General features: G+C 69.0%; 26 protein-coding genes. 7 read left to right on the top strand and 19 right to left on the bottom strand.

The genetic code is table 11. The annotated features are described in order from the left end of the window. The first annotated feature begins 133 nt into the window (after positions 1-133). Positions 134-763 carry an alpha-ketoglutarate-dependent dioxygenase AlkB gene (locus GYM46_RS07915; RefSeq protein WP_008262537.1) on the top strand — a complete coding sequence of 210 codons (630 nt, stop codon included), beginning with the start codon at positions 134-136 and terminating at the stop codon, positions 761-763. Here GYM46_RS07915 and GYM46_RS07920 read toward each other — a convergent pair. Further along, positions 750-1,559 (bottom strand): siderophore-interacting protein, encoded by an 810-nt coding sequence (locus tag GYM46_RS07920; RefSeq protein WP_035308049.1) that lies wholly within the window; start codon positions 1,557-1,559, stop codon positions 750-752. The two genes, GYM46_RS07915 and GYM46_RS07920, sit on opposite strands and share 14 nt — an antisense overlap. Beyond that, the gene (locus GYM46_RS07925) at positions 1,556-2,209 is read right to left on the bottom strand and encodes a PadR family transcriptional regulator (RefSeq protein ID WP_008263848.1); all 654 of its coding nucleotides are present in this window, start codon (positions 2,207-2,209) and stop codon (positions 1,556-1,558) included. The genes GYM46_RS07920 and GYM46_RS07925 overlap by 4 nt, the downstream gene beginning before the upstream one ends. A 108-nt stretch (positions 2,210-2,317) precedes the next feature. Between GYM46_RS07925 and GYM46_RS07930 the strand changes: the two genes are divergently transcribed. From GYM46_RS07930 to GYM46_RS07940, 3 genes are read left to right on the top strand one after another with little or no spacing between them, the layout of a single operon-like run. Then, positions 2,318-3,067 (top strand): dienelactone hydrolase family protein, encoded by a 750-nt coding sequence (locus tag GYM46_RS07930; protein ID WP_008262482.1) that lies wholly within the window; start codon positions 2,318-2,320, stop codon positions 3,065-3,067. Between the two features lie 56 nt (positions 3,068-3,123). After that, the gene (locus tag GYM46_RS07935) at positions 3,124-3,612 is read left to right on the top strand and encodes an Rrf2 family transcriptional regulator (RefSeq protein WP_008264260.1); all 489 of its coding nucleotides are present in this window, start codon (positions 3,124-3,126) and stop codon (positions 3,610-3,612) included. After that, on the top strand, positions 3,581-4,528 hold the full coding sequence (locus GYM46_RS07940; protein WP_230307654.1) for an NAD(P)/FAD-dependent oxidoreductase: 948 nt from the start codon (positions 3,581-3,583) through the stop codon (positions 4,526-4,528). Before GYM46_RS07935 ends, GYM46_RS07940 begins: the two co-directional genes overlap by 32 nt. On the opposite strand, the gene GYM46_RS07945 is transcribed toward GYM46_RS07940, so the two are convergent. From GYM46_RS07945 to typA, 6 genes are all read right to left on the bottom strand, one after another. Continuing rightward, positions 4,525-4,989: an OsmC family protein gene (locus GYM46_RS07945; protein WP_008263054.1), complete on the bottom strand. Its 465-nt coding sequence runs from the start codon at positions 4,987-4,989 to the stop codon at positions 4,525-4,527. The genes GYM46_RS07940 and GYM46_RS07945 overlap by 4 nt on opposite strands. Positions 4,990-5,003: 14 nt before the next feature. Further along, positions 5,004-5,699, bottom strand: a complete 696-nt coding sequence (locus GYM46_RS07950; protein ID WP_008261766.1) for a GNAT family N-acetyltransferase — start codon at positions 5,697-5,699, stop codon at positions 5,004-5,006. 75 nt (positions 5,700-5,774) lie between these two features. Then, positions 5,775-6,815 (bottom strand): tryptophan--tRNA ligase, encoded by a 1,041-nt coding sequence (gene trpS / locus GYM46_RS07955; protein WP_008260406.1) that lies wholly within the window; start codon positions 6,813-6,815, stop codon positions 5,775-5,777. A gap of 136 nt (positions 6,816-6,951) precedes the next feature. Beyond that, positions 6,952-8,547 (bottom strand): murein biosynthesis integral membrane protein MurJ, encoded by a 1,596-nt coding sequence (gene murJ / locus GYM46_RS07960; protein ID WP_008259524.1) that lies wholly within the window; start codon positions 8,545-8,547, stop codon positions 6,952-6,954. Positions 8,548-8,583: 36 nt separating this feature from the next. Beyond that, positions 8,584-11,286 carry a [protein-PII] uridylyltransferase gene (gene glnD / locus GYM46_RS07965; RefSeq protein WP_008258990.1) on the bottom strand — a complete coding sequence of 901 codons (2,703 nt, stop codon included), beginning with the start codon at positions 11,284-11,286 and terminating at the stop codon, positions 8,584-8,586. Positions 11,287-11,332: 46 nt separating this feature from the next. After that, positions 11,333-13,165, bottom strand: coding sequence for a translational GTPase TypA (typA, locus tag GYM46_RS07970; protein ID WP_008260875.1), 1,833 nt, complete (start codon positions 13,163-13,165; stop codon positions 11,333-11,335). A 225-nt stretch (positions 13,166-13,390) separates the two neighbouring features. On the opposite strand from typA, the gene GYM46_RS07975 reads away from it, so the two are divergent. Continuing rightward, on the top strand, positions 13,391-13,696 hold the full coding sequence (locus tag GYM46_RS07975) for a UrcA family protein (RefSeq protein WP_040349854.1): 306 nt from the start codon (positions 13,391-13,393) through the stop codon (positions 13,694-13,696). Here GYM46_RS07975 and GYM46_RS07980 read toward each other — a convergent pair. The 5 genes from GYM46_RS07980 to GYM46_RS08000 form a co-directional block, all read right to left on the bottom strand. Continuing rightward, positions 13,693-14,190, bottom strand: a complete 498-nt coding sequence (locus GYM46_RS07980) for a GNAT family N-acetyltransferase (protein ID WP_008260876.1) — start codon at positions 14,188-14,190, stop codon at positions 13,693-13,695. The genes GYM46_RS07975 and GYM46_RS07980 overlap by 4 nt on opposite strands. After that, complete coding sequence (locus tag GYM46_RS07985) at positions 14,190-14,624, bottom strand: DUF1178 family protein (protein ID WP_008261224.1); 435 nt, start codon at positions 14,622-14,624, stop codon at positions 14,190-14,192. The genes GYM46_RS07980 and GYM46_RS07985 overlap by 1 nt, the downstream gene beginning before the upstream one ends. Beyond that, on the bottom strand, positions 14,621-15,460 hold the full coding sequence (locus tag GYM46_RS07990) for a carbon-nitrogen hydrolase family protein (protein ID WP_008260759.1): 840 nt from the start codon (positions 15,458-15,460) through the stop codon (positions 14,621-14,623). The genes GYM46_RS07985 and GYM46_RS07990 overlap by 4 nt, the downstream gene beginning before the upstream one ends. Before the next feature lie 4 nt (positions 15,461-15,464). Then, positions 15,465-15,722 carry a glutaredoxin 3 gene (gene grxC / locus GYM46_RS07995; protein ID WP_008262738.1) on the bottom strand — a complete coding sequence of 86 codons (258 nt, stop codon included), beginning with the start codon at positions 15,720-15,722 and terminating at the stop codon, positions 15,465-15,467. 62 nt (positions 15,723-15,784) lie between these two features. Continuing rightward, entirely contained in the window at positions 15,785-16,579 is a 795-nt protein-coding gene (locus tag GYM46_RS08000) for a ComF family protein (RefSeq protein WP_008259587.1), read from the bottom strand. Between GYM46_RS08000 and GYM46_RS08005 the strand changes: the two genes are divergently transcribed. Next, the gene (locus tag GYM46_RS08005) at positions 16,578-17,492 is read left to right on the top strand and encodes a methyltransferase domain-containing protein (RefSeq protein ID WP_008260493.1); all 915 of its coding nucleotides are present in this window, start codon (positions 16,578-16,580) and stop codon (positions 17,490-17,492) included. The genes GYM46_RS08000 and GYM46_RS08005 overlap by 2 nt on opposite strands. A gap of 20 nt (positions 17,493-17,512) precedes the next feature. On the opposite strand, the gene GYM46_RS08010 is transcribed toward GYM46_RS08005, so the two are convergent. The 4 genes from GYM46_RS08010 to GYM46_RS08025 are packed head-to-tail and all read right to left on the bottom strand — an operon-like array spanning position 17,513 to position 20,452. Continuing rightward, positions 17,513-17,692: a Flp family type IVb pilin gene (locus GYM46_RS08010; RefSeq protein WP_008263592.1), complete on the bottom strand. Its 180-nt coding sequence runs from the start codon at positions 17,690-17,692 to the stop codon at positions 17,513-17,515. 24 nt (positions 17,693-17,716) lie between these two features. Continuing rightward, positions 17,717-18,130, bottom strand: a complete 414-nt coding sequence (locus GYM46_RS08015; protein WP_008263280.1) for a (deoxy)nucleoside triphosphate pyrophosphohydrolase — start codon at positions 18,128-18,130, stop codon at positions 17,717-17,719. Continuing rightward, positions 18,127-19,521 carry a bifunctional glutamate N-acetyltransferase/amino-acid acetyltransferase ArgJ gene (gene argJ / locus GYM46_RS08020; RefSeq protein WP_008260229.1) on the bottom strand — a complete coding sequence of 465 codons (1,395 nt, stop codon included), beginning with the start codon at positions 19,519-19,521 and terminating at the stop codon, positions 18,127-18,129. The genes GYM46_RS08015 and argJ overlap by 4 nt, the downstream gene beginning before the upstream one ends. A gap of 1 nt (position 19,522) precedes the next feature. Next, positions 19,523-20,452 (bottom strand): peptidylprolyl isomerase, encoded by a 930-nt coding sequence (locus tag GYM46_RS08025; protein WP_008264021.1) that lies wholly within the window; start codon positions 20,450-20,452, stop codon positions 19,523-19,525. A 281-nt stretch (positions 20,453-20,733) separates the two neighbouring features. Between GYM46_RS08025 and secA the strand changes: the two genes are divergently transcribed. Then, a complete protein-coding gene (gene secA / locus GYM46_RS08030; protein WP_164952638.1) occupies positions 20,734-23,583 on the top strand; it encodes a preprotein translocase subunit SecA in 2,850 nt (949 codons plus the stop codon). A gap of 59 nt (positions 23,584-23,642) precedes the next feature. On the opposite strand, the gene hemW is transcribed toward secA, so the two are convergent. Together hemW and rdgB are read right to left on the bottom strand one after the other, a co-directional pair. After that, on the bottom strand, positions 23,643-24,815 hold the full coding sequence (hemW, locus tag GYM46_RS08035; RefSeq protein WP_008264295.1) for a radical SAM family heme chaperone HemW: 1,173 nt from the start codon (positions 24,813-24,815) through the stop codon (positions 23,643-23,645). Further along, positions 24,808-25,410, bottom strand: coding sequence for an RdgB/HAM1 family non-canonical purine NTP pyrophosphatase (gene rdgB, locus GYM46_RS08040; RefSeq protein WP_040349853.1), 603 nt, complete (start codon positions 25,408-25,410; stop codon positions 24,808-24,810). Before rdgB ends, hemW begins: the two co-directional genes overlap by 8 nt. Between the last annotated feature and the right edge of the window lie 352 nt (positions 25,411-25,762).

Genomic DNA, 25,762 nt, shown 5'->3' on the forward strand with positions numbered 1-25,762 from the left:
TTGGTGTCGGATAGCCCCAAACTTCGCGGGGTTTCTCCGAAGCTGGCCCCGATATGGGAAAGTCCCATACGGCTGCAAGGGCGTTCTGCGATTCAGCGATGCGGCGGAACCGGTTTTCGCGCAGGATGAGGCCATGTCCGCGATTTTAGAGGTCAAAACCGCCGTTGAAGGCTTTCGCCTGTGGCCGGGGGCCCTGGACGCATCGGCCCAGGCCGATCTGGTCGATGCGGTGTTCGCCCGGCTGGAAGCAGCGCCCCTGTACCGGCCGCAGACGCCGGGCGGACGGCCGTTCTCGGTGCGGATGAGCAATTTCGGGCCGCTGGGCTGGGTCTCGGACCGGGGCGGCTATCGCTATCAGGCGACCCACCCGGAGACGGGGCGGGCCTGGCCGGATATTCCGCCGGTGCTGCTGGACCTGTGGGAGGCGACGGTCGGCGGGCCCCGGCGGCCGGACGCCTGTCTGGTCAACCTGTATCGCGAGGGGGCCAAGATGGGCCTGCACCAGGATAAGGACGAGGCCGACCTGGGCGCGCCCGTCCTGTCGGTGTCGCTGGGCGATGCGGCCATGTTCCGTATCGGCGCCGCCGAGGGCGGGCGCACCACGACGCTGCGGCTGGACAGCGGCGACGTCTGCGCCCTGACGGGACCGGCGCGACTGGCCCGGCACGGGATCGACCGCGTGCTGGAGGGGTCGTCGCGCCTGATCCCCGGCGGCGGGCGGCTGAACCTGACGCTGCGCGCAGCGGGGGTCAGCCTTCGATGACCTCGTGGGCGCCCGGGTCGCCGAGGCGCCAGTAGCCGGCGGCTTTCATCGCCTTGGGCGAGAAGCCAAGCCCTAGCGTCTTTGTCCGCAGGGCCTTGGCCACGGCGGATTCGGCGGCGATCCAGACATAGGCGTCTTTCGGGCTGACCCCGGTCAGGGCCGTGTCGAGCGCCGCCAGCAGGGTCTCGGTCCCGCCGCGCGGGGCGCCGTCGCGGACGGCCCAGGTGACGGCGACCTCGGCGGCGCTGTCGAAGGTCCATGTCGAGTCCAGGTCCGCGACCTCGACCACCACATGGGCGCGGACGCGGGCGGGCAGTTCCTCCAGACGGCGGGCGATGGCCGGCAGGGCGGTCTCGTCGCCGATCAGCACATGGTCGGCGAAGGCCGTGGGGACGATGAACGACCCGCGGGGACCCCCGACGCCCAGGACCGAGCCCACCTTGGCCGCCATGGCCCATTCGGTCGCCGGACCGCCGTGGCCGGTGATGAAATCCAGCGTCAGCCGACGCGCAGCGGCGTCATAGGCGCGGGGCGTGTAGTCGCGCGCCACGGGGCGGGGAGCTGGGAAGACCGGACCCTCCGGCCCCAGCGTCGGCATGACCGGCGCCTGGCCCTCGGCGACCGGGAAGATCTTCACATGGTCGTCGAAGCCCAGGGAGACGAAGCCCTCCAGGTCCGCGCCTTCCAGAACGATGCGGCGATAGGCCGGCGTCAGGTCCTGGACCGAGGCCACGGTCAGGGTGCGGAACTTCAGCTCGTGCCGCACGCGCCGGGGAATGCGCAGGAGCCCGGTCATGCCTGTTCCACCTTGTCGGCGGCCTCGGCCAGGATGGCGGCGATGGCCTGGACCTGGGCCTCGGTCAGGGCGGTCTCACCCGTCAGACGGGCGTGGATCGTGTGGCGCAGGCGGCCGATGGCGTCCTGGATGGCGGTCGGCCGCAGGGCGCGGGCGGCGAACTTGTCCATCGTCGCCTCGGCGGCGCGCAGGATCGCCTCGTTCTCGGCCAGCAGGGCGCGGCCGGCCTCTGTGATCGAGTACAGTTTCTTGCCGCCTTCGGTCTGGGACTCCAGCGCGCCCATCTCCTCAAGCAGGGTCAGGCTGGGGTAGATGACGCCGGGGCTGGGCGAATAGGCGCCGCCCAGCCGGGTCTCGACCGCCTTGATCAGCTCGTAGCCGTGGCTGGGTTTCTCCGCGATCAGCGACAGCAGGACCCAGCGCAAGGTGCCGTGGTCGAACAGTCGGCCGCCGCCGCGCCGGCCATGGCCGTGACCACGTCCGCGCGCCTCGCCGCCGTCCCAGCCAGGACCGAAGTCCGCGCCGCGTCCGCCGCGCATCCCGCGCCCGAAGGCGTGGCCGAAACCATGCCCGAAGCCGAAGCTGCCGGGACGACCGTGTTTCTCGCCGCATCCGTTGCTGCGGCCTTGGAAAATCCCCTTGGATCTCATGATCGATTCCTTTTCGATATATCTATTCTCGGGCAGTTAGATATATCTGAATGACGAAATGCGCAAGAGGGGCTGGCGTTCGGGCGAAAGCTGCGGCGTAGATCGCGGATGGACGATCTGAAGCGCCGCTGGGCCCGCCTCGAACCCCATCTCACCATTGTCGGGCCCGACGACGACCGGCCCCGGCCGGCGGTGCTGCTGTTCCACGGCTGCGGCGGTCTGCGCGACCACCTGCCCCGCTACGCCGAGGCGGCCAAGGCGGCGGGCTGGCGCGCCTTCATCGTCGATTCCTACGGCCCGCGCGGCTGGGGCCGGGCCTTCACCCTGACGGCGGTCTGCACCGGCCTGGCCTTTCGGGGATACGAGCGGGGCGGCGACGTCCTGGCGGCCATCAAGGGGATTTCGGCCCGGTCCGATGTGGACGCGACCCGGCTGACCCTGGCCGGATGGAGCCACGGCGGCTGGTCGATCATGGAGATGATGAGCGCCGATCCCGCGCCCAACACCCTGGGCGTAGCCGATCCCGGTGCGGCCGACCTGTCGGGCGTTCGGGCCGTCTGGCTGGCCTATCCCTATATCGGCCCGTTCGCATTCAACCGGATGAAGCCCTGGCGGCACTGTCCCAAGGTGCTGGCCGTGACCTGCAGGCGCGACCACCTGACCACGGTGCGCAACGCCGAAATGATCAACGCCATGATCCGCGACTGCGGCGCCGAGGTCGAAAGCTGGGTCGCCGCCGGCACCCACGCCTTCGACGAACCGACCAATAACGGCCCGATGCGCCACGACCCGGACCTGACCGAGGACTCCCTGCGGCGGTTCAGGGCCTTCCTGACGGACGTCGCGCCCCACGTCTGAAATGAATCCCAGCCCCCGTCTTGACGTCGGGCTCATCACGTAACAATTGAAGTTACATGAAAAGAGACTCCCGCCTCTCGAACATCCTTCACGCCCTGCTGCACATGGCAGAGCATGAGGCGCGAACCGGCGCGCCCATGACCTCGGACCAGCTGGCCGTCTGCCTGTCGACAAATCCGGTCGTGGTGCGCCGGACCATGGCGGGCCTGCGCGAACAGGGGCTGGTGGCTTCGGAAAAGGGGCATGGCGGCGGCTGGCGGCTGGCCCGGCCGCTGGACCAGGTGACCCTGGGCCAGGTCAACACGGCTCTGGGCGAGCCCGGCCTGTTTCCCGAAGCCCCGCCGGTCGAGGCCGACGGCTGTCTGGTCGAGGCGGCGGTCAACGACGCCCTGGCCGGAACCTATGCCGCCGCCCGCGCCCTGCTGGTCGCGCGGCTGAACGAGATCACCCTGGCCGATCTGGCGGCGGACTTCGCGCGCCGGATGGCCGAACATCCGAAAAGGGATCTGCTGAATGCCCGTCTCAACGCCCATCGCCCCGAGTGAACCCATGCCGCACGACGCCCTGATCATCGGCGGCTCCTACGCCGGCCTGTCCGCCGCCCAGCAGTTGGTTCGCGCCCGGCGCAGGGTGCTGGTCATCGACGACGGACGCCCCCGCAACCGGTTCGCCGCCCGCGCCCACGGCTTTCTGACCAACGACGGCCGACCGGGGGCCGAGATCGCGGCGACGGCCCGGTCTCAGGTCGCCGCCTATCCCACCGCCGCCTTCCGCATGGCCGAGGCGATCACGATCGAGCGGATCGACGGCGGCTTCTCGGTCGCCTTCGCCGACGGCACGCGGACGCGGGGGCGCCGCCTTCTGCTGTCGCACGGGGTCGAGGATGTGCTGCCCGATATTCCGGGCGTCAAGGAACGCTGGGGCCGCACGGCCCTGCACTGTCCCTGGTGCCACGGCTATGAGATCGGCGGCGGTCCGATCGGGGTGCTGGGGCGGGGCGACCATGCGGTCCAGTACGCCGCCACGGTGGCGGAGTGGGGCCAGGTCACCCTGTTCATGGGGTTGGACGTCGGCCTGTCGCCGGAGGACGCCCATCTGCTGTACCGGCGCGGTGTTACCATCGAGACGACGCCCATCGCCCGGCTGGAGGGCGAGGCGCCGACCTTGACCGGCGCACGACTGACCGACGGCCGTTTCGTGGACCTGAAGGCCATCTTCGTCGGCGCCAGCGTCCGCGTCGCCAGCCCCTTCGCCGAGCGGCTGGGCTGCGAGATGACCGACACGCCGATGGGGCGGGTGATCAAGGTGGACGCCATGCAGGCGACGACCCAGCCGGGCGTGTTCGCCGCCGGCGACCTGGCGCGAGCCGCGTCCAACATCACCCTGGCCACCTCGGACGGCATGATCGCCGCCCACGGCCTGTTCCGCTCGCTGGTCGAGGAGGAGACGGCCCCCGCCTAGCCGATGGTCGCCTCGATGGTGATTTCGGCGCGGACCGAATGGGCCATTTCGCAGTGTTCGTGGGCGGAATGGTGCAGGGCGTCCAGCTCGGCCTGGTCCGGCTGACGGCCGGAGAAGGCGGTCACGGGGCGAAGGGCGACACGGGCGAGATACCGGGCGCCCGCCGCGTTCTTGTCCAGTTCGCCGGAGGCCGCGTCGCGATAGGAATCGACCACCAGACCGGCGTTGGCGGCGAAGGCCAGGAACCACAGCATGTGGCAGCTGGACAGGGAGGCGACCATCGCCTCCTCCGGATCGACCGCCGAGGCGTCCGACAGGGGCACGGGCACGCCGGCGGGCGACGACGATCCGGGAACCACCGCCCCGCCGTCGAAGGTCCAGCTGTGGGCGCGGCTGTAGCGCTTGTCGGTGAAGGGCTGATCGCCCCGCATCCATTCGATGGTCGCCCCGTGCGCGCTCATGGCCCGTCTCCCTGTCAGTCGGCCAGGATTGTATAGACCATCGGCGCGCGAACCTCGAAGCCCAGGGACCGGTAAAAGGCGATGGTCGCCTCATGATCGGCGAAGGCGTGCAGGAAGGCGGCCTCGCCCGAGGCATGGATTTCGCCGACCACCGCCCGCGACAGGGCGGCGGCATAGCCCTTCCCCCGGTGGTCGGGGTGGGTGCAGACCCCGCTCAGTTCGGTGAAGCCGTGCACCCGCAGCCGCCGCCCGGCCATGGCGACCAGTTCGCCGTCGTGCTTGATCCCGATGAAGGGGCCGAGTTCGCGGGTTCTCGAGCGGAAGGGGCCGGGCCGGGTCAGGGTCGCCAGGGCCAGCATGGCCGGGGCGTCGGCCTCGGTCAGGGTCTCGAAGGCGGGGCTCAGCGCCTTGGACGGGGTCAGGGCGCTGGCGGTCATCTGCACCAGGGCGATGCGGCGATCCACGGCGACCCCGTCCGGCAGGACGTCGGCCATGGGTCCGTCGGAATGCTCGACCATTCCCGCGCCGGGGTGTCGCCGGGCCAGTTCGGTCAGCCGGGCGCGGCTCTGGGGCGAGGCGTCGGCGGCCGACAGGAAGACCCCGATCTCGGGGTCGATGCGCACGGCGTGGGCGTCGGACTCCGGCGTCGTGAAGGATGACAGACGGGTGGTCAGGGCGTTCCAGACGGCGCGGTCGAGGGGATGGTTCATGGTCGCGCTTCTAGCCCCGACGGCGCGGCGGCGGAACCGGTCGCCGCGACGCCGCGTCCGAAAACCGCCAGCGGCCTACCCCCGCCAGAAGCCGACGATCGTCTTGACCTCGTCCACCACCGGATCGGCGACCTCGGCGGCGCGGTCGGCGCCGTCCTTCAGCACGCGGTCGATCTCGGCCGGATCGTCCATCAGGCGGCGCATTTCGGCCGTGACGGGGGCCAGGGAGGCCACCGCCAGGTCCGCCAGGGCCGGCTTGAAGGCGCCGAAGCCCTGGCCGCCGAACTGTGCGATCACCTGTTCACGCGTCAGGCCGGCCAGGGCGGCGTAGATGGCCACCAGGTTCTTGGCCTCGGGCCGGTCGTTCAGCCCGTCCAGGGTTTCCGGCAGGGGCTCGGGATCGGTCTTGGCCTTGCGGATCTTGGACGCGATCGTGTCGGCGTCGTCGGTCAGATTGATGCGGCTGTTGTCGGACGGGTCCGACTTGGACATCTTGGCCGCCCCGTCGCGCAGGGACATGACGCGCGTCGCCGGCCCCTGGATGATCGGCTCGGGCACCGGGAAATAGCCGGGCACGCCGAAGTCGTTGTTGAACTTGGCGGCGATGTCGCGGGTCAGTTCCAGATGCTGTTTCTGGTCCTCGCCGACCGGCACCTCGGTCGCCTTGTAGAGCAGGATGTCGGCGGCCTGGAGCACGGGATAGGTGTAGAGGCCGACCGAGGCCCGCTCCTTGTGCTTGCCGGACTTCTCCTTGAACTGGGTCATCCGGTCCAGCCAGCCGAGGCGGGCGACGCAGTTGAAGATCCAGGCCAGTTCGGCATGGGCGCGGACGGCGGACTGCGGGAAGATGATCGCCTTGGCCGGATCCAGACCCGAGGCCAGATAGGCGGCGGCGATCTCGCGCGTCTGGGCGGCCAGCTTGTCCGGCTCCTGCCAGACGGTGATGGCGTGCATGTCGGCGACGAAGACGAAGACGGGCGCGCCCTGGTCCTGCAGTTCGACGAACCGCTTCAGGGCGCCGAGATAGTTGCCCAGGTGAAGCGCGCCGGAGGCCTGGATGCCGGACAGGATGCGGCGCGGGCCGGTGTAGAGGGCCGGGGGAGTTTGGTCGGTCATGGATTCGGGTCTCGAAAAGGCAGGGTCAGGCGTGGTGAAGGGTGCGGCGGTTCAGCCGCGCCATCGCCAGGTGGAGATCAGGCCCGAAAGGATCATGGCCCCGCGCTTATCGCCTCGCGGTCCAGCCGTCCAGACCTCAATCCAGGCCGGATACGGGTCCCGCGCCCGGCTCGCGCCGCAACGTCCCCTTGAGCTCCGACAGGGTGACGGCGCGGAACAGCAGAAGACAGACGCCGTAGGCCGCCGCGCCGGCCGCGCAGACGATCAGCACCGCCGCCTCCTTGGCCAGGAACAGGCGGCTGAGAACCGGATAGCCGAGGCTGGCGGCGAACAGCAGGCCCGCCATGATCAGGCTGGCGGCGAAGATGCGCGACAGGCGCGACAGGAAGGCCGCAGACGGCCGCCAGCTGTCCTCGCGGATCAGCGTCCCGGCCAGAAGCGCGACGTTCACCCAGGCGGAAATGCTGGTGGCGATGGCCAGGCCCAGCACCCCGTCCCAGCCCTGCGATCCGAACCAGAAGAACAGGGCCGATCCCAGCACCACGGTCAGGATCACCGAGGTCACGGCGAAGATCATCGGCCTTCGCGTATCCTGACGCGCAAAGAACGGCGGGGTCAGGACCTTGACCAGGACGAAGGCCGGCACGCCCCAGGCGAACTGGCGCAGCACGTCGGCGGTCCGCGCCGCATCGGCCGAGGTGAAGGCGGCGCGCGTCACCGTGGCGTCGATGATGAAGAAGGGAATGACGAACAGAGCCACGCCCGCCGGCAGGGCGAAGGCCAGGGCGAGGCCCAGTCCATCGTCCATCGTCCGCCGTCCGCCCTCGTGGTCGCCCGAGACGAAGGCGCGCGTCAGGCGGGGCACCAGAGCGAGGCCCAGCGCCACCCCGACCAGGCCCAGCGGCAGCTGGTACAGCCGGTCGGCGTTGTACAGCACCGACCGCGCCCCTTCGTTCGATCCGGCCAGAAACTGGCTGACCAGGGAGTTGATCTGGAAGGCGCCCCCGGCCAGCACGCCGGGAATGGCCAGGGCCAGCGTCTTTCTGACCCCGGTCGTCAGGCGCGGCCACGACAGGCTGATCCCCACCCCGAGACGTCGCACGCCCCACCACAGCAGCGCCGCCTGGATAACCCCGGACACGGTCACCGCCGCGCTGACGGCGATCAGGATCTGGGGCTGGGCCATCGGCACGACGCTGGGCGCCATCAGCGGGACCAGGGTGCACAGGTTCAGGAACACCGGCACGCCCGCCGACAGGGCGAACCGGCCCCCGGTGTTCAGCACGCCCGACAGCAGCGACGCTATGGTCATGCAGGCCAGATACGGCATGGTCAGCTGCGCCGCCGTCACTGCGGCGCGCATCACCGCGTCGTCGTCGCGCCAGGCCGACAGCAGCCACGGCATGATCCATGGCATGGCGACCTGCAACAGGATGCAGAAGGCCGCCACCACGGCGAAGATGAAGCTCAGCGCTTCTGACGCCGTGACGGCCGCCGCCGCCTCCCCTTCGCGCGCCCGCACGCCGCCGTAGATCGGCACGAAGGCCTGGGCGAAGGCGCCCTCGGCGAACAGGCGGCGGAACATGTTGGGCAGCATCAGCGCGGTGGTGAAGGCGTCCATCATCGGGCCCTGACCGAACCGCGCCGAAAGGAACAGGTCGCGGGCGAAACCCAGTATGCGGCTTCCCAGGGTCAAGGTGGCTTGCACCAGGGTGTTGCGGGCGAGACTCATGCGGACATTCGGCGAGGAGCGACGGATGGTCTTCGCTTAGCGCGCTTCCGACGGCGGCGATACGGGCTTGGCGCGGGTCCGGCGGCCCAGGTCCGAGACGTCGCGCGCGCTGGCGCGGGCCGAGGCGACCTTGCGGCCCTCGGGGGCCGGGGCGCGGCTGTCCAGCACGGCCTCCAGGGCGGTGCGCAACTCGGCGATCCGCTGTTCGGACGTGATCTTGCGCCCCTTGCCATCGACCACATAGAAGCTGTCCACCGCCCGTTCGCCATAGCTGGCGACATGGGCGGAGCGGATGTTCAGCCCCTCGTCGCTGAAGACCCGCGAAAGCGCCGCCAGCAGGCCCGGACGGTCGGCCCCCGAAACCTCGACCACCGTGGCCGTCTCGCTGGCGTGGTGATCGACCATGACCACGGGCCGGACCTCGAAGGCGGCCTTTCTGGCGTTGCCGGCGGGGGCGGGCGCCTTGCTGATGCGGCCCTCGCCGCGCGCGGCCTTCTCCAGGGCGTCCACCAGGGCCTTGAGCCGGCGCGGTTCGGCCTGGCCGTAAGGCAGGCCCGCCCCGTCCTGAACCCGGAAGACGTCCAAGACCACGCCCTCGCTGGTGGTCGCCACCCGGGCGTCGGTGACGTCGGCGCCCAGGGCGGCCATGGTCTGGGCCAGGTCGGCGAACAGGCCGGGCCGGTCGGCGGCGGCGATGGAGATCTCGGTGGCCTGGACCGGCAGGCCCTCGACCGGGGTCAGGGGCGCGGCCTGGGCGGCGGCGCCGGTCTGGCGGGCCCGCTGCACCAGGGCCGGATGCGCCGCCAGCGGATCCTCGCGCGCCACGTCCTCGCCCCGGAACAGGGCGGCGACCTGATCATAGAGGGTGCGCATCAGCTGCCCCTTCCAGCCGTTCCAGACGCCCGGCCCCACGGCGCGGATGTCGGCCACGGTCAGGACCAGCAGCATGCGCAGCCGCTCGGGGTCGCCGACCAGTTCGGCGAAGGCGCGGATCGTGGCCGGATCGGACAGGTCGCGCTTCTGGGCGTAGTCGGACAGGGCCAGATGGCTGCGCACCAGCCAGACCACCAGTTCGATCCGGCGCGGATCGACACCCAGGCGTTCGCAGGCGCGGCGCGCGGCGATGGCCCCGTCCTCCAGCTGGCCCCGCTCGCCGCCCTTGCCGACGTCGTGCAGCAGCATGCCCAGCATCAGGGCCTCCATGTCCGAGATCAGATGCACGATCTCGGTCGCCATCGGATGGTCGGCCTTCAGCTTGCCGCGGGCGATGTCGTTGATGATGCCGATGGCCTGCAGCGTGTGCTCGTCCACCGTATAGGCGTGGTACATGTTGAACTGGGTCTGGCCGACGATCCGCCCCCATTCGGGCAGGAACCGGCCCAAGAGGCCCGTCTCGTTCATGATGGTCAGGGTGCGATACGGCCGCTGGCCGTGCGTCAGGACGTTCAGGAAGGCGCGCGTCGCCTCCGGATCACGACGCAGCCTGGGCGTCACCAGCGACAGGCTCCTGCTGACGGCCGAGAAGGCGTCGGGGTGCAGATCCAGGTCGTGGCGGTCGGCGCAGACGAACAGGGTCAGAAGCTTGACCGGATCGGCGGTGAAGACCTCGGGCCCCTCGACCGACAGACGCCCCTGGTCGACCCAGAAGCCCTCGACCTCCAGCTTGCGGCGGTTGGGCCGGAACGGGGTCATCAGGCGCGACAGGCCCTGGGTGGGCTTCTGGTGGCGGGCCTCCAGCTTGGCCGACATGGCGCGGGTCAGGGCGCCGACGTCGCGGGCGACCAGGAAATAGCGGCGCATGAACCGTTCCACCGCCGGCTCGTCACCGCGCCCGCGCCACCCCATCCGCCGGGCCACCTCGGGCTGCATGTCGAAGGTCAGCTTCTCCTCGGCCCGCCCCGCGACCAGATGCAGATGGATCCGCACCCGCCACAGAAAATCGAAGGCCTCGTCCGAGGTGCGGCGTTCGCGCGGGGTGAACATCTCGTCCATCACCGTCGCGCCCAGCCGGCTTTCCGGCGCCAGGGAGCGGGCGATCCAGTACAGGGTGTTCAGGTCGCGCAGCCCCCCCTTGCCGTCCTTGACGTTGGGCTCGACCTTGTAGCGGGTCACGCCCGCCTTCTGGTGGCGGAGGGCGCGCTCCTCCAGTTTTGCGGCGATGAAGGGGCGGGGGTCGGACTTGGCCACCATGTCGCGGAAACGGCCGATCATCAGGTCCGAAAGCCGGGCGTCCCCGGCCAGCGGCCGGGCCTCCAGCAAGGCGGTGCGCACCGTCATGTCGGTGCGCGACAGGGCCAGACAGTCTTCGACCGACCGCACCGAAGGCCCCACCTTCGCCCCCAGATCCCACAGGACATAGAGGATGAACTCGATCACCCGCTCGCCGCGCGGCGTCGGCTTGCCGGGCCGCAGGAACAGCAGGTCCAGGTCGGAATAGGGCGCTAGGACGCCGCGGCCGTAACCGCCCACCGCCACCAGCGACAGGCGTTCGCATTCCACGGGCGATACGGGATGAAGGGTCTGGGTCGCCACCCGCCACAGGGCCGCCAGCATGTCGTCGGCGGCCGTGGCGTACAGGCGGGCGACCTCGCGCCCGTTCAGCCCCCCGTCCAGCTTGCGTTCGGCGCGGGCGCGGGCGGCGTCGTAACTGTCCCTCAGAACGGACGCGACCGCCGCGCGCGGATCTCCCGCGCGGGCGGCCTCGTCAAGGCGGTCATCCAGACTGGGCGAAGCGGTCATGTCAGCCACCTATAGGCCGCATCCCCCCTCGCGTCAGTGGAGGATATTACTCCGGGCGAACGCGCTTCTTGCGGAACGACGGGTTCAGCGTCTGCTTGCGCAGGCGGATGGACTTCGGCGTCACCTCGACCAGTTCGTCGTCGTCGATATAGGCGATGGCCTGTTCCAGCGACATCTGGCGCGGCGGGGTCAGGCGCACGGCCTCGTCCTTGCCGGAGGCGCGGACGTTGGTCAGTTGCTTGCCCTTGATCGGGTTGACGTCCAGGTCGTCCCAGCGCGCGTTCTCGCCGATGATCATGCCCTGATAGGTCTTTTCGCCGGCGCCGACGAACATGACGCCGCGATCTTCCAGGTTCCACAGGGCGAAGGCCGCCGTGTCGCCGTCCGAGTTCGAGATCAGCACGCCCTTCAGACGGCCGGCGATCGCGCCCTTGTATTCTTCGTAGTGGCTGAAGACCCGGTTCAGCACGCCCGAACCGCGCGTGTCGGTCAGGAACTCGCCCTGATAGCCGATCAGCGAGCGCGACGGGCATTTCAGGCTGATGCGGGTCTTGCCGGCGCCCGACGGACCCATGTCGGTCATTTCGGCCTTACGGGCCGACAGCTTCTCGATGACGATGCCCGAGAACTCGTCGTCCACGTCGATCATGACGTCTTCGATGGGCTCCATCTTCTCGCCGTTGGGGCCTTCCTGGAAGACCACGCGGGGACGCGAGATCGAGACCTCGAAGCCTTCGCGACGCATGTTCTCGATCAGAACGCCCAGCTGCAGTTCGCCGCGGCCGGCGACCTCATAGGCGTCGCCGCCTTCGGTCGTGGTCACGCGGATGGCGACGTTGGCCTCGGCTTCCTTCAGCAGACGGTCGCGGATGACGCGCGACTGAACCTTGTCGCCTTCGCGACCGGCCAGCGGGCTGTCGTTGACCGAGACGGTCATGGAGATGGTCGGCGGATCGATGGGTTGAGCGGGAAGCGCGTCGACGACTTCCATGGCGCACAGGGTGTCGGCCACGGTCGCCTTGGACATGCCGGCGATGGCGACGATGTCGCCCGCTTCCGAACCCTCGTCCAGAGCCTGACGCTTCAGGCCGCGGAAGGCCAGGACCTTGGTGATGCGGCCGCGTTCGATTTCCTTGCCTTCGCGGTCCAGGGCGTGGATCGCCATGCCGGGGATCGCCTTGCCGCTCTCGATGCGGCCGGTCAGGATCCGGCCCAGGAAGGGGTCGGACTCGATCAGCACGTTCAGCATCTGGAACGGCTTGTCCTTGTTCTCCTGAACCTTCGGCGGCGGAACGTGGTCGACGATCAGGTCGAACAGGGGGGCCAGGTTGTCGTTGGGCTGGTTCAGATCCATCGTCGCCCAGCCGTTGCGGCCCGAGGCGTAGATGTGCGGGAAGTCCAGCTGCTCGTCCGTCGCGCCGATGGCGGCGAACAGGTCGAAGGTCTCGTTGTGGACGCGGTCCGGATCGGCGTGGGCGCGGTCGACCTTGTTGATGCACAGGATCGGACGCAGGCCCATCTTCAGGGCCTTGGTCAGGACGAACTTGGTCTGGGGCATGACGCCCTCTTCGGCGTCAACCAGGATGACGCAGCCGTCCACCATGCCGAGGATGCGCTCGACCTCGCCGCCGAAGTCGGCGTGGCCGGGGGTGTCGATGATGTTGATGCGGGTTTCGCCGGCCTTGCCGTTCCAGAGCACCGAGGTGCACTTGGCCAGGATGGTGATGCCACGCTCCTTTTCCTGGTCGTTCGAGTCCATGGCGCGCTCTGTCGTCGCCTCATTGGCTCGGAAGACGCCGGACTGGGCCAGCAGTTGGTCCACCAGGGTCGTCTTCCCGTGGTCGACGTGGGCGATGATGGCGACGTTGCGCAGGTTCATTTGATAATCGCGAAAAGGCGCGGCCGGGATGCAGGCGGCCGCTGGTCATGAAAAGGCATGCAGGGAGCGCGCGCCTCTTACAGGCATGTGGACGGAAAGACCAGAGCAGGCGTTCAGACGCCCGCCGCCGCCTTACCGATATTTCATTCACGACGCCGCATCCGCGAGGGATGACGGCCCCCTCTACTCCCGTGACGGCATGACCGTTCGGGAATGGAGAAGACGATGTCGGCCTTGATGGGAATGATGATGGCGGGTCTGCTGGCGACAGGGACTGCGCCGGATATGCGGGTGGACGCCGGCGATCTCGCCATGGCCCGCCCGGGCGACGCTGCGGTCCTGGCTGAGCGTATTCAGGCGGCGAGCCGAAGCTGGTGCGCCCGCTATCGCAGCCTTCTGACGCCGAACGACGTGGGCATGCCCAGCGTCTGCGAGCATGAGATGAAGCGTCGCGCCTTCTATCAGCTGCCCCGGGCCCAGCGTCGTCTCTTCGTACAGGCAGGGGGACGGCGAACCCTGAACCGGCCCTAGAGGCGGCGGATCATGTAGCGGGCGTCGGCGCCATAGCTGGCCAGCTTGGCCGCCATGCCCGGCGCCGCGTGTTCTGCAAACCCGTGGCGACGCCAGAAATTCACGGCGTCGTTGACGGCGACCAGGGCTATGGCGGGCCAGCCGTCCCCGGCCGCCTGTTCCGCCAGCCGCTCGACGATGGCCCCGGTAACCCCGCCGCCGCGCGCCTGGGGGTGCAGGGCCAGGTCGTGCAGATAGATCAGGGCCGGTTCCGCCGGCAGGCCCTCGATCACCGTATTCAGCGGCGGCGCATTGTCGGCCCGCCACGGATAGGCGATCAGATAGCCTTTCGCCGTAGCCTCGCCGTCCGCCAGCACGAAACAGCCGCGCGGATAAAGCGCCAGCCGGTTCTGGAAACAGGCGCGGTCCTCGAAATGGTCCGGGAAGGACAGGCGGGCGACCTCGACCACGGCGTCGATGTCGGTCGGCCGCATGGGCCGCCATTGCAGGGTCATCAGTTCACCTTGGACGGATCCGGCGGGGCGTCGGGCAGGGCCGAGACGGGCACGCCGTCCTCCTTCAGCTTCTTGACCTCGGCGGGGGTGGCCTCGCCGTAGATTTCGCGCTTCTCGGACCGGCCTTCATGGATGTCGCGGGCTTCGCGGGCGAAGGCGTCGCCGACATAGTCGAAGTTGGCCTCGACGTGGGCGCGGACTTCCCGGGCGGCGGCCATCATGACGGTCTGCATCCTGACGGCCATGTCCGAGGCCGGATCGGCCTGGCGTGCGCCGCCGACGGCGGGGGCCATCACGGCCTTCTCCACCCTGTTGGAGCCGCAGAACGGGCATTCCACCAGGCCGCGCGCGGCCTGGTCGTCATAGTCGGACGAGGAGCCGAACCAGGCCTCGAACCCGTGGGTCTGGTCGCATTTCAGGGCGTATCGGATCATTGGGCGGGCTGGAAGTCGCGGTCATGGGTCAGGGCGGGCACCGCCGCGCGGGCCTTGGCCACCGCCTCCATGTCCAGTTTCGCCGTCAGTATGCAAGGGTCGTCGTGATCCGCCCGGGCCAGGATCTCGCCCCAGGGTCCGATCACGGTCGACCGCCCCCAGGTGCGACGCCCGTCCTCATGCAGGCCGCCCTGGGCCGGGGCCAGGACGAAGGCGCCGGTCTCGATGGCGCGGGCGCGCAACAGGGTCTCCCAGTGCGCCTGGCCCGTCGGCGCCGTGAAGGCGGCCGGGACTGCGATCATCGCCGCTCCGGCCTTGGCCAGGTGACGATACAGGTAAGGAAAGCGGATATCATAGCAGATGCTCAGGCCCAGCCGACCCCAGGGGGTGTCGGCGACCGCCGCCGCATCGCCGGGCCGCACCGTCGCGCTTTCGCGGTAGCGCTCGCCGTTCGGCAGATCGACGTCGAAGACATGCAGCTTGTCATAGCGGGCGACGATCCCGCCGGCCGCGTCGATCAGCAGCGACCGGTTGGCGGCGCGGCTGTCGCCGACATGGCCGGAGCGGACGATGGCCGAGCCGATCAGCAGCCAGACGCCCAGTTCCGCCGCCAGACGACGCAGGCCCAGGACGACGAGGTCGGCGTCCTCGTCCGTGACGACGGCGTCGCGGCGGTCGCGGCGCTGCTCCAGGACGTTGGTGCCTTCGGGCGTCAGGATGAATTTCGCCCCGCCGGCCGCCGCCTCGCGGATCAGGGGCTCGACATGGGCCAGGGCCGCGGGCGCCGTCGCCGGCGTGCGGGTCTGGATCAGGGCGATGTCGAGCCCGCCGCTCATGGGATCAGGCCGCCAGAAGCGGGTCGAGCTTGCCCTCGCGGTCCAGGGCGTGGATGTCGTCGGATCCGCCGACGTGGTTCCCGGCGATGAAGATCTGCGGGAAGGTCATGCGGCCGCCGGATTTCTCGACCATCTCGGCCTTCTTGGCCGGGTCGTTCGAGGCGACGATCTCGGTATAGTCGGCGCCCTTCTTCTTCAGCAGCGCCATCGCGCTGTAGCAATAGGGGCAACCGGGTTTGGTGTAGATGACGACGTCGGCCAATTCGGATCTCCAGAATGATGCGCCAAGGGGCGTCGGGCGGCCGCGCCGCCCGTATTTGAGGTCTACATAGTCAGTTCACGGGCGTTTCGCACCCGGGCGATGACGGCGAGATCCACCGCCCTGGCCCCGGCGTCGATCAGGGCGCGGGCGCAGGCCTCTCCGGTCGCGCCCGTGGTCAACACGTCGTCGATCAGAAGGATGCGCCGGCCCTTGATCCGCCGCCGACCGATCTCGCTGACGATGAAGGCCTTCTTGACGTTCAGCCGCCGTCCGCGCCGGCTCTTGCCGCCCTGGCTGGTCGTGTGGGTCCTGCGCGTCAGGGCGTCGGGCAGATAGTCGAGCCGGGCGTGGCCGGCCAGAGGCCTGGCGATCTCCGCCGCCTGGTTGAACCGCCGCGACAACAGGCGAAACGGGTGCAGCGGGACGGGGACCACGGCGTCGGCGTCCTGGATCAGATCCGTGGCGGCCCGGCCGATCCAGCGTGCGAACAGAGAGGCGAACTGCTGCTGGTCGCCGTGTTTGTAGCGCAGGATCAGACTTCGCGAGTGGTCGTCATAGACACAGGCCGCCCTGGCCCGAGCAAAGACATAGGGTTGGGCGATGCAGGCGGCGCAGCGGGTTTCGGCGAAGGCGCCGCCGTCGAATTCGAAGGCCGCGCCGCAGCCGTCGCAGACCGGCGCGTCGAGGAATTTGATCCGGCTCCAGGCGTCGGGCGTCAGACCGGCCGCCGCCGTCGCCTCGCGGCTGTCGTGAGCCAGGGGCGGCAGGACGAGATCCGCCAAACCGCGCCCCATGTCGCGCAACTGACGCCCCGCCCCTTCCCAGGCGCGGCGCCAGCCCCCATCCTGCATCATCATGACCGCCTCCCCCGAAGCAACGTCCGCATCCTCCAGCGCCCCGCCCCGCATCTTCGACGCCCGGCGACGCGAGGCCCGTCTGGCCCGTGCGGCCCATCGACTGGGGCAGGCCGACTTCCTGCACGTCCGGGCGGCCGAGAATGCGGCGGGCAGCCTGGAGGCCATCCTGCGCGACTTTCCGGTCGCCGTCGATCTCTCGGCCCATTCCGGCCCGTTCGCCCAGGCCCTCGCCGCCAGCGACGCCGCCGGCCGGGTGGGCGTCGTCGCCAGCCCCACGTCGCGCGCCGAGCGGGCCGCGCCGGGCGCCGCCGCCCTGCCGCTGGACGAGGGATCGACCGATCTGATCGTCTCCCTGCTCAGCCTGCACTGGGCCAACGACCTGCCCGGCGCCCTGGCCCAGATCCGCAAGGCCCTGAAGCCGGACGGCCTGTTCATCGGCACCCTGTTCGGGGCCGGTACGCTGAAGGAGTTGCGGTCTGTCCTGACCGAGGCGGAGCTGGCCGAGCGCGGCGGGGCCCAGGCGCGGGTCTCGCCCTTCGCCGACGGCTATGACGGCGCCGCCCTGTTGCAGCGCGCCGGCTTCGCCCTGCCGGTCTCGGACGTGGATCGGTTCACCGTTCGCTATCCCGACCTGTTCGCCCTGGTCCGCGACCTGCGGGCCATGGGCGAGACCAATGTGCTGGACGGGCCGATCCGCCCGCTCAGCCGCGCCGTGATCGCCCGCGCCGCGTCCCTGTACGCCGAACGCCACGGCGACGCCGACGGCCGCATCCCCGCCACCTTCGAGATCATCCATCTGGCCGGCTGGAAGCCCCACGAGAGCCAGCAGAAGCCGCTGGCGCGCGGCTCCGCCAAGGTCAGGCTGGCGGATGCGCTGGGCGTGAAGGAGATGACCGGCGACGAGATCGACTGACGAACGTCTCCGGGTTTGCTTCAGCGGTTCAGGGCGTCCGCGATCTTTTGCATGGTCTGATTATAGAGACCGCCGTTCGATGCGCCCAGCGCATTCAGCCCGCCGAGAATGGCGACGAAGATCAGGCCGCAGATGAGGCCGTATTCGATGGCGGTCGCGCCCCTGTCGTCATTCAGGAACCGGGCGGTGAAACGTCGCATGGCCGGCCTCCTGGTCGGCGGTGATCAGAGCAGGTCGCGCAACCAGGCGACCAGGGGTTCGTCCGCCGGCGGCATGGGATAGGCCGACAGCTTGTCCGGCTTCACCCAGGCCAGGGCGTCGTGTTCGCGCGCGGCGACCACGCCGTCCCAGCGGCGGCACAGATACAGTGGCATCAACAGGTGAAAGGAATCGTAAGCGTGGCTGGCGAAGACGAAGGGCGCCAGGCAGGATTCGCTGACCTCTATGCCCAGCTCCTCGCGCAGCTCGCGGATCAGGGCCGCCTCGGGCCGCTCGCCCGGCTCGACCTTGCCGCCGGGAAACTCCCACAGCCCCGCAAGGGACTTGCCCTGCGGCCGTTTGGCGATCAGCACCCGCCCATCGACATCGATCAGGGCGACGGCGACGACGAGGACGGTAGGGAGAGGCGTATCAGTCACGAACGATAATCGCCGTTGATCTCGATATAGCCCTTGGTCAGGTCGCAGGTCCAAACCGTGGCCGAGGCCCGGCCCGCGCCCACGTCGACGGTGATGTCGATCTCGGGGTTCTTCATGTAGGCGGTCATTTTGGCCTCGTCGTAGGTCGGGGACGGGGCGCCGTCGACGGCGGCGACATTGGGGCCGAACCGGATGCCCAGCCGGTCGCGGTCCACCGGCTCCTCGGTCTTGCCCACGGCCATGACCACCCGGCCCCAGTTGGCGTCCTGACCGGCGATGGCGGTCTTGACCAGGGGGCTGTCGGCGATGGACTTGGCCAATTTTCTGGCTGATGCGGGGCTGGCGGCGCCGTCCACCGTCACCTTGACGAACTTGGTCGCTCCCTCGCCGTCGCGCACCAGCTGGTGCGCCAGGTCCAGCATCACCTTGTCCAGGGCGACCGAGAAGCTCTTCAGGCGACGATCCCCGACTCGGCCGATGCGCGGCGCGCCCGAGGTTCCGGTGGCGAACAGCAGGGCGGTGTCGTTGGTCGAGGTGTCGCCGTCCACCGTCACGCTGTTGAAGGTGGTGCGGACATGCAGGCCCAGCAGGGCCTGAAGCACGTTCGGATGGATGTCGGCGTCGGTGACGATGAAGGCCAGCATGGTCGCCATGTCCGGCGCGATCATGCCCGACCCCTTGGCGATCCCCGCGATCCGGACCTTGTAGCCCTCGATTTCGGCCTCGGCGTAGGAGCCCTTGGGGAAGGTGTCCGTGGTCATGACGCCGCGCCCGGCCCGCGCCCATTGTTCGGACGGGTGGATGTCGGCGTCCAGGCGGCTTTCGATGTCGGGCAGTTTGGAGACGATCTTCTTTTCGTCCAGCACCACGCCGATGACCCCGGTCGAGGCCAGCATGACGTCGCGCTGGCGACAGCCGAACCGTTTGGCGACCTCCGAGGCGGTGCGGCGGGCGGCGTCGGCGCCGGCCTTGCCGGTGAAGGCGTTGGCGCAACCGGCGTTGACCACCAGGGCGCGCACGTCCTTGCCGCCGTCCGCCCCGCCCAGCGCCTTCTTGCACCAATCAACCGGGGCGGAGCCGATCTTGTGACGGGTGAAGACGCCGGCGCAGCTGGTGCCCCGCGCGAACCGGAACACCACCAGGTCGTCGCGTTCATGCTTGTAGAAGCCGGCTCGGGCGGTGGCGATCTCGACCCCGCCGATGGGCGGGATGGTGGGGAAGGGCACGGCCAGGGGCGACACGGCCAGACCCGGCTTTCCGGCGGCGGGCGCGGGGGCTGAGGCGGGCTCGGCCGGGCGGGTGGCGCGTTTCAGGGCCGTGGCGAACGGATCCAGGGCTTTTTCGAACGCCTGTTCGATCTTCTGGCCGGTGGTCGAGGGGGGCTTGTTCATGTCAGGCGGCCGGGGCGGAGGCGGAAGTCGGGGAGGGGGCGTCGGCGGGCGGAGGGGCGCTGGGAGCGGCGGGCGGCGGGGCGGAGGCCGGCTCCTCGTTTCGCCCGGCGGTTTCGCCCGCCAGCAGGACGTCGACCTTCGCCTTGCCGCGCAACTGCTCCAGCAACTGCCGCACGCCCTCATAGGTCAGGTAGCGGACGATCTGGGGCCGGGCCTGCTCCAGGGTCGGCGGGCTTTCCTTGCGCCGGTCCTCGACCCGCAGCACGGCCCAGCCGCCTTCGGTCTGGAACGGACCGACGGTGGACCCCGCCGGTTTGTCGCGCAGGGCGCCGGCATAGGCCTGGGGCATGACGTCCAGGGTCGAATAGCCCAGGTCGCCGCCCGAGAAGCGCGTCGCCTCGTCCACCGACCGCTCCATGGCCACGGCCTCGAAACTGGCGCCCTGGCCCAGGATGCCGATGACCGCCTCGGCCTCCGGCTTGGTGCGCGACAGGATCAGGCGGACGCGAATCTCCTCCGACGTCTTCGCCAGCCGCAATTGCTCATTGTACAGGGTCTGGACCGCCTGGTCGGAAATGGCGCCGTTGACCACGCTCTCCACCAGCATGTCGCCCAGGATTCGTTCGCGGGTCGCCTCAAGGCGACGCTGGGCCAGGGGCGAGGCGTCCAGGCGACGGCGCTCGGCCTCCCTGGCGAGCAGTTTCTGATCGATCACCTCGTCCAGCACGCGCCGGAACAGGTCCGAGGTCACGTCCAGCGGCTCGCCCTCGCCCACCAGGCCCTGGGCCACCGCCTCGCGCTTGACGTCCGAGGCCCAGACGGTCTCGTCCTGGACCCGGGCCACCGGCCGGTCGCCCGGCTCCGGGGCCTTGTCGTCCCCGCCGCCGCGCGAACAGGCGGCGACCGTCAGGACCGCAGCCAGAAGCGCCATGGAAAACAGGCCGAAAGGTCGCCGAAATGGGGTCAAGAGGGCGCTCCGTAGAAGGCGGCCGAAAGCCCCTCGCGTTGACAGGGGTTAGGCCGGTGCTTAAGTCCCGCCTGCGCCCAAGTCGAGGGGTTTTGATCGTCTGCGCGGCCCTTCGCGCGCGCCAGTTCCGGCGCATCGGGGTCGCCACCGGTTCGGGCCCTTCTCGCGGCGTCCGTATCGCCGCCCCTCACGGGATTTCCAGAGCCGCTCAGCTCGCAGACGCTCGACCGCTTACCGGATCCAATATGCTCGGCTTCGCCAAGAAACTTTTCGGCTCTTCCAACGACCGCAAGGTCAAGGCCTTCCAGGAGCATGCCCAGCGCATCAATGCGCTGGAGCCCAAGTTCGCCGCCCTGTCCGACGACGAACTGCGGATGATGACCGACGCCTTCCGCGACCGGGTGGCGAACGGCGAGACCCTGGACAAGATCCTGCCCGAGGCCTTCGCCGTGGTGCGCGAGGCGTCCAAGCGGGTGCTGGGCCAGCGTCAGTATGACGTCCAGCTGGCCGGCGGCATGATCCTGCATGAAGGCGGCATTGCGGAAATGCGAACCGGCGAGGGCAAGACCCTGGTCGCCGTGGCCCCCGTCTATCTGAACGCCCTGCCGGGCAAGGGCGTCCACGTCATCACCGTCAACGACTACCTGGCCCGCCGCGACGCCGAGACCATGGGCAAGGTCTATCGCTTCCTGGGTCTTGAGGTCGGGGTCATCGTCAACGGCCTGAGCCAGGGCCAGCGCCAGGCGGCCTACGCCGCCGACGTCACCTACGGCACCAACAACGAGTTCGGCTTCGACTATCTGCGCGACAACCTGGTCTATGACCGGCGCGAGATGGTGCAGCGCCCGCACAACTTCGCCATCGTCGATGAAGTCGATTCCATCCTGATCGACGAAGCGCGGACGCCTCTGATCATCTCGGGCCCGACCGAGGACCGTTCGGACCTGTACAAGATCCTCGACGGCCTGGTGAAGGAGCTGATCAAGGACAAGGACACCTTCGAGCTCGACGAGAAGCAGAAACAGGTCCTGCTGACCGAATTGGGCTCGGAGCGGATGGAAGAGGCGCTGGAAAGCGGCGGCCACTTCGCCGCCGACACCACCGGCCTGTACGACGCCGCCAACATCAGCCTGGTCCACCACACCAACCAGGCCCTGCGCGCCAACACCCTGTATCAGCGCGACAAGGACTATATCATCAAGGGCGGCGAGATCGTCCTGATCGACGAATTCACCGGCCGGATGATGACCGGCCGCCGCCTGTCCGAAGGTCTGCACCAGGCCATCGAGGCCAAGGAAGATGTCAAGATCCAGCCCGAGAACCAGACCTTGGCCTCGGTGACGATCCAGAACTATTTCCGCCTGTACCAGAAGCTGTCGGGCATGACCGGCACCGCCGCGACTGAGGCCCAGGAGTTCGGCGACATCTACAAGATGGACGTGCTGGAGGTGCCGACCAACCGGCCGATCCAGCGCAAGGACTATGACGACGAGGTCTATCGGACCCACGCCGAGAAGAACCAGGCCATCGCCAAACAGATCGCCGAATGCCACCTGGCGGGTCAGCCCATCCTGGTCGGCACCGTATCGATCGAGCGTTCGGAACAGCTGTCGGATCTGCTGAGCAAGTTCGAATACAAGGTCGAGGTCTCGCGTAAGCTGAAGCCCCAGTACGAGGGCAAGGCGAAAGAAGCCGAGAAGATCGGCGACGCCGCCTATGACATCCAATACGAGACGAAGCTGCGCGGCATCCCGCACTCCGTCCTGAACGCCCGCCAGCACGAGCAGGAGGCCTATATCGTCGCCGACGCCGGTCTGCCGGGCGTGGTGACCATCGCCACCAACATGGCCGGCCGCGGCACCGACATCCAGCTCGGGGGCAACCTCGAGATGAAGATGCAGAAGTGGCTGCTGGAACAGCGCAACATGGCCGTCGAGGTCACGCCCGAGATGGAGAAGGCGCAGGAGGCCCAGTACAAGGCCGACATCGCCGTCCAGCGCGAGATCGCGCTCGCCGCCGGCGGTCTGTTCGTCCTGGGCACCGAACGCCACGAGAGCCGCCGGATCGACAACCAGCTGCGCGGCCGCACCGGCCGTCAGGGCGACCCCGGCACCTCGAAATTCTACCTGTCCTGCGAGGACGACCTGCTGCGCATCTTCGCCGGCGACCGTCTTGACTCGATCATGAAGACCTTTGGCGTGGCCGAGGGCGAGGCCATCACCCACCCCTGGCTGAACCGCGCCATCGAGACCGCCCAGAAGCGGGTCGAGACCCGCAACTACGACATCCGCAAGAACCTGCTGAAATACGACGACGTCGTGAACGACCAGCGCAAGGCCGTGTTCGAGCAGCGCCAGGAGTTCATGGACTCCGAGGACCTGTCGGAACTGGTCGGCGACTTCCGCCGCGACGTGGTCTCCGACCTGGTCGAACGCTACATGCCGCCCAAGGCCTATGCCGAACAGTGGGACATCGACGGCCTGGACGAAAAGGTCCGCACGACCCTGGGCCTGGAGCTGCCGCTGCATGACTGGGCGGCCGAGGAAGGCGTGTCGAACGAGGAGATCGAGGAGCGGCTGCTGGCCGCCGCCGACGCCCGCGCCGCCGAACGGCTGGAGCAGATCGGCGCCGACCAGACGCGCGGTCTGGAGAAACAGTTCATGCTGCAGATGATCGACATGCAGTGGCGCGAGCACCTGGTCCATCTGGATCATCTGCGCGGCGTGATCGGCCTGCGCGGCTACGGCCAGCGCGATCCGCTGAACGAATACAAGACCGAGGCCTTCGCCTTGTTCGAGAACCTGCTGTACGACCTGCGCCACAACGTCACCCGCTGGCTGATGACGGTCGAGTTCCGCTTCCAGGCGCCGCCGGAAATGCCCGAGTTCCAGGAAATCCACCTGAACCCCGGCACCGGCGAGAACAAGATGGTCAATCCGGCCGCGCAAAATCCGGAAGGCCAGTTGATCGGCGACGACCGCGCCAAGCTTCCGGTCGAGGCCCTGCCGCCCGGCTGGGAAATGACTGGCCGTAACTCCCCCTGCCCCTGCGGCTCGGGCCGCAAGTTCAAACACTGCCACGGGGCGCTGGTCTAAGCGCACCGTCCCGATGTGACGCCAGAGCGGCCCCGGATTTCGATCCGGGGCCGTTTTGTTTAGGTCAGCAAAGCCTTCAGCACCCCGTCCAGCACCGGCCGACCGCGCGGCGTCGCCACCAGTCGGCCGCCGCTGAGCCTCAGAAATCCGTCGGTGATCAGGTCGGCTGTCGGCGCCGCGTCCGCGTCCAACCCCAGGTCCGCCAGCAGCCCGACCGGCGCGCCCTCGACTGTGCGCAGGCCCAGCAGCAGCTTTTCTTCGGCCGCCCCGGCGGCGTCCAGCCGTTCCGTCTCCATCCAGGGTGATCCCGCCCCGACCCCGGCCACATAGTCGGCGATCCGGCGATGGGCGACAGTGGCGGTGCGGGTCCCGTCCAGCGTCAGCCGCCCGTGGGCGCCGGGGCCCAGGCCCAGATAGTCGCCGCCGCGCCAGACGTGCAGATTGTGCGCCGAGCGCGCCGACACGCCCCGCGCATGATTGGACACCTCATAGGCGTCGAACCCGGCGGCCTCCAGCACGGTCTGGGTGGTCTCGTACAGGGCTGCGGCCTGGTCTTCATCGGGCGGGATCAGGGTTCCGCGCGCCAGGGCCCGTCCGAACGCCGTCGTCGGCTCCAGGGTCAGCTGGTAGGGCGAGACGTGCTCAAACCCCATGTCCAGGGCCGCGCCCAGCTCCGTCGCCCAATCGGCCGGGGTCTGGCCCGGCCGGGCGTAGATCAGGTCGATGGACAGGCGCGAAAAGGCCCGCCCGGCCAGATCGACCGCGCGCCGCGCCTCGGCCGCCGAATGATCCCGCCCCAGGAACCGCAGCGCGGCGTCGTCCAGCGCCTGCACCCCCATCGACAGCCGGTTGACCCCCGCCCCCGCCAGGGCGGCGAACCGGGCCGCCTCGGCGTCGGTCGGATTGGCCTCCAGCGAAATCTCGATCGCACCCGCCGGGGGGAACAGATCGTACGCCTGGGCGATGATCCGGGCTGCGGCCTCGGGCGCCATCAGCGACGGCGTGCCCCCGCCGAAGAAGATCGAGGCCAGCCGGCGCGACCCCGTCAGGGCCCGCTGCGCCCGCATGTCGGCCAGGATCGCCTCGACCAGCGCCGCCTGTTCCTCGACCCGCCCCCGGTCGCGCACGACGTTGAAGTCGCAATAGGGGCAGATGCGCGAACAATAGGGCCAGTGGACATACAGGCCGACGTCCGAACCGGGGTTCGCCCAGGTCTCTGAGGAATCAGTCAATCAACGCGGCCCGCAGCTTGGCGAAGGCGCGGGTGCGGTGGCTGATCGCCTCCTTGGCCGCCGGCTCCATCTCGCCGAAGGTCAGGTCGCCGCCTTCAGGAATGAAGATGGGGTCATAGCCGAAGCCCCGGTCGCCGCGCGGCGGGAAGGTCAGACGGCCGTGCACCTCGCCCTCGACCACGACGCACGGCCCGTCCGGCCAGGCCACGGCCAGGGCCGAGGTGAACCAGGCGGCGCGGTCCGTCGCCCCGATCTCCTCCAGCCGGTCTTCGACCTTCTTCATGGCCACAGCGAAATCCTTGCCCGGTCCGGCCCAGCGGGCGGAGAATATGCCCGGCGCCCCGTCCAGGGCCGCCACCGACATTCCCGAGTCGTCGGCCAGGGCGACCTCGCCTGACAAGGCGGCCGCATGACGAGCCTTCAGCATGGCGTTGCCGGCGAAGGTGGTCTCGGTCTCGTCCGGCTCGGACAGATTCAACTGGCCGGCGGTGAGGATCTCGTAATCTTCACCCAGCAGGGCGGCGATCTCCGGAACCTTCCCGGGGTTGTGGGTGGCGGCGACGATCCGCATCCCTTTGAAAAGCTTGAGAGTCATCGATTGTCACGGCCCTGAAACAGTCTATTGCCAAAGTTTAATATCGTTAAACGATATGTAACGTGCTTTTTAGCAGCGCACGGCCTATCTATTGATTGTCAGGAACGGGGCCGCACCGTTCAGGACTTCCGGTAAATCCGGAACGATCATGCGGATAATAAATCAAACGGGTGATTATCACCCAAACAGGAACAACGGAGAACCCTGATGCATACGATGAACATGTCGCTCTGGCTGGACAAGGTCTGCGCCGCTTTCGTCAACACGGTCCTGATCGCCGCCCTGCCGACCGCCCTGGTCGCCATTCTGGTTCAAGCCCTCTGATCGCGCCCAAGTCCAGCCCTGTATCGAT

The sequence above is a fragment of the Brevundimonas mediterranea genome, from assembly GCF_011064825.1.
GTDB classification, from domain to species: Bacteria; Pseudomonadota; Alphaproteobacteria; order Caulobacterales; family Caulobacteraceae; genus Brevundimonas; species Brevundimonas mediterranea_A.

Coding starts and splice junctions, on each gene's coding strand:
- GYM46_RS07945 (WP_008263054.1), bottom strand. CDS start 4,989: ATGAGCGCGCACGGGGCGACCATCGAATGGATGCGGGGCGATCAGCCC.
- glnD (WP_008258990.1), bottom strand. CDS start 11,286: ATGACCGCTTCGCCCAGTCTGGATGACCGCCTTGACGAGGCCGCCCGC.
- GYM46_RS07915 (WP_008262537.1), top strand. CDS start 134: ATGTCCGCGATTTTAGAGGTCAAAACCGCCGTTGAAGGCTTTCGCCTG.
- rdgB (WP_040349853.1), bottom strand. CDS start 25,410: ATGACTCTCAAGCTTTTCAAAGGGATGCGGATCGTCGCCGCCACCCAC.
- GYM46_RS07930 (WP_008262482.1), top strand. CDS start 2,318: ATGGACGATCTGAAGCGCCGCTGGGCCCGCCTCGAACCCCATCTCACC.
- GYM46_RS08000 (WP_008259587.1), bottom strand. CDS start 16,579: ATGATGATGCAGGATGGGGGCTGGCGCCGCGCCTGGGAAGGGGCGGGG.
- GYM46_RS08025 (WP_008264021.1), bottom strand. CDS start 20,452: ATGGCGCTTCTGGCTGCGGTCCTGACGGTCGCCGCCTGTTCGCGCGGC.
- secA (WP_164952638.1), top strand. CDS start 20,734: ATGCTCGGCTTCGCCAAGAAACTTTTCGGCTCTTCCAACGACCGCAAG.
- GYM46_RS07990 (WP_008260759.1), bottom strand. CDS start 15,460: ATGAGCGGCGGGCTCGACATCGCCCTGATCCAGACCCGCACGCCGGCG.
- GYM46_RS07985 (WP_008261224.1), bottom strand. CDS start 14,624: ATGATCCGATACGCCCTGAAATGCGACCAGACCCACGGGTTCGAGGCC.
- murJ (WP_008259524.1), bottom strand. CDS start 8,547: ATGAGTCTCGCCCGCAACACCCTGGTGCAAGCCACCTTGACCCTGGGA.
- GYM46_RS07950 (WP_008261766.1), bottom strand. CDS start 5,699: ATGAACCATCCCCTCGACCGCGCCGTCTGGAACGCCCTGACCACCCGT.
- GYM46_RS07920 (WP_035308049.1), bottom strand. CDS start 1,559: ATGACCGGGCTCCTGCGCATTCCCCGGCGCGTGCGGCACGAGCTGAAG.
- GYM46_RS07925 (WP_008263848.1), bottom strand. CDS start 2,209: ATGAGATCCAAGGGGATTTTCCAAGGCCGCAGCAACGGATGCGGCGAG.
- GYM46_RS08010 (WP_008263592.1), bottom strand. CDS start 17,692: ATGCGACGTTTCACCGCCCGGTTCCTGAATGACGACAGGGGCGCGACC.
- GYM46_RS07940 (WP_230307654.1), top strand. CDS start 3,581: ATGCCCGTCTCAACGCCCATCGCCCCGAGTGAACCCATGCCGCACGAC.
- GYM46_RS07980 (WP_008260876.1), bottom strand. CDS start 14,190: ATGACCCTGCAATGGCGGCCCATGCGGCCGACCGACATCGACGCCGTG.
- argJ (WP_008260229.1), bottom strand. CDS start 19,521: ATGAACAAGCCCCCCTCGACCACCGGCCAGAAGATCGAACAGGCGTTC.
- trpS (WP_008260406.1), bottom strand. CDS start 6,815: ATGACCGACCAAACTCCCCCGGCCCTCTACACCGGCCCGCGCCGCATC.
- GYM46_RS08005 (WP_008260493.1), top strand. CDS start 16,578: ATGACCGCCTCCCCCGAAGCAACGTCCGCATCCTCCAGCGCCCCGCCC.
- typA (WP_008260875.1), bottom strand. CDS start 13,165: ATGAACCTGCGCAACGTCGCCATCATCGCCCACGTCGACCACGGGAAG.
- GYM46_RS07935 (WP_008264260.1), top strand. CDS start 3,124: ATGAAAAGAGACTCCCGCCTCTCGAACATCCTTCACGCCCTGCTGCAC.
- GYM46_RS07975 (WP_040349854.1), top strand. CDS start 13,391: ATGTCGGCCTTGATGGGAATGATGATGGCGGGTCTGCTGGCGACAGGG.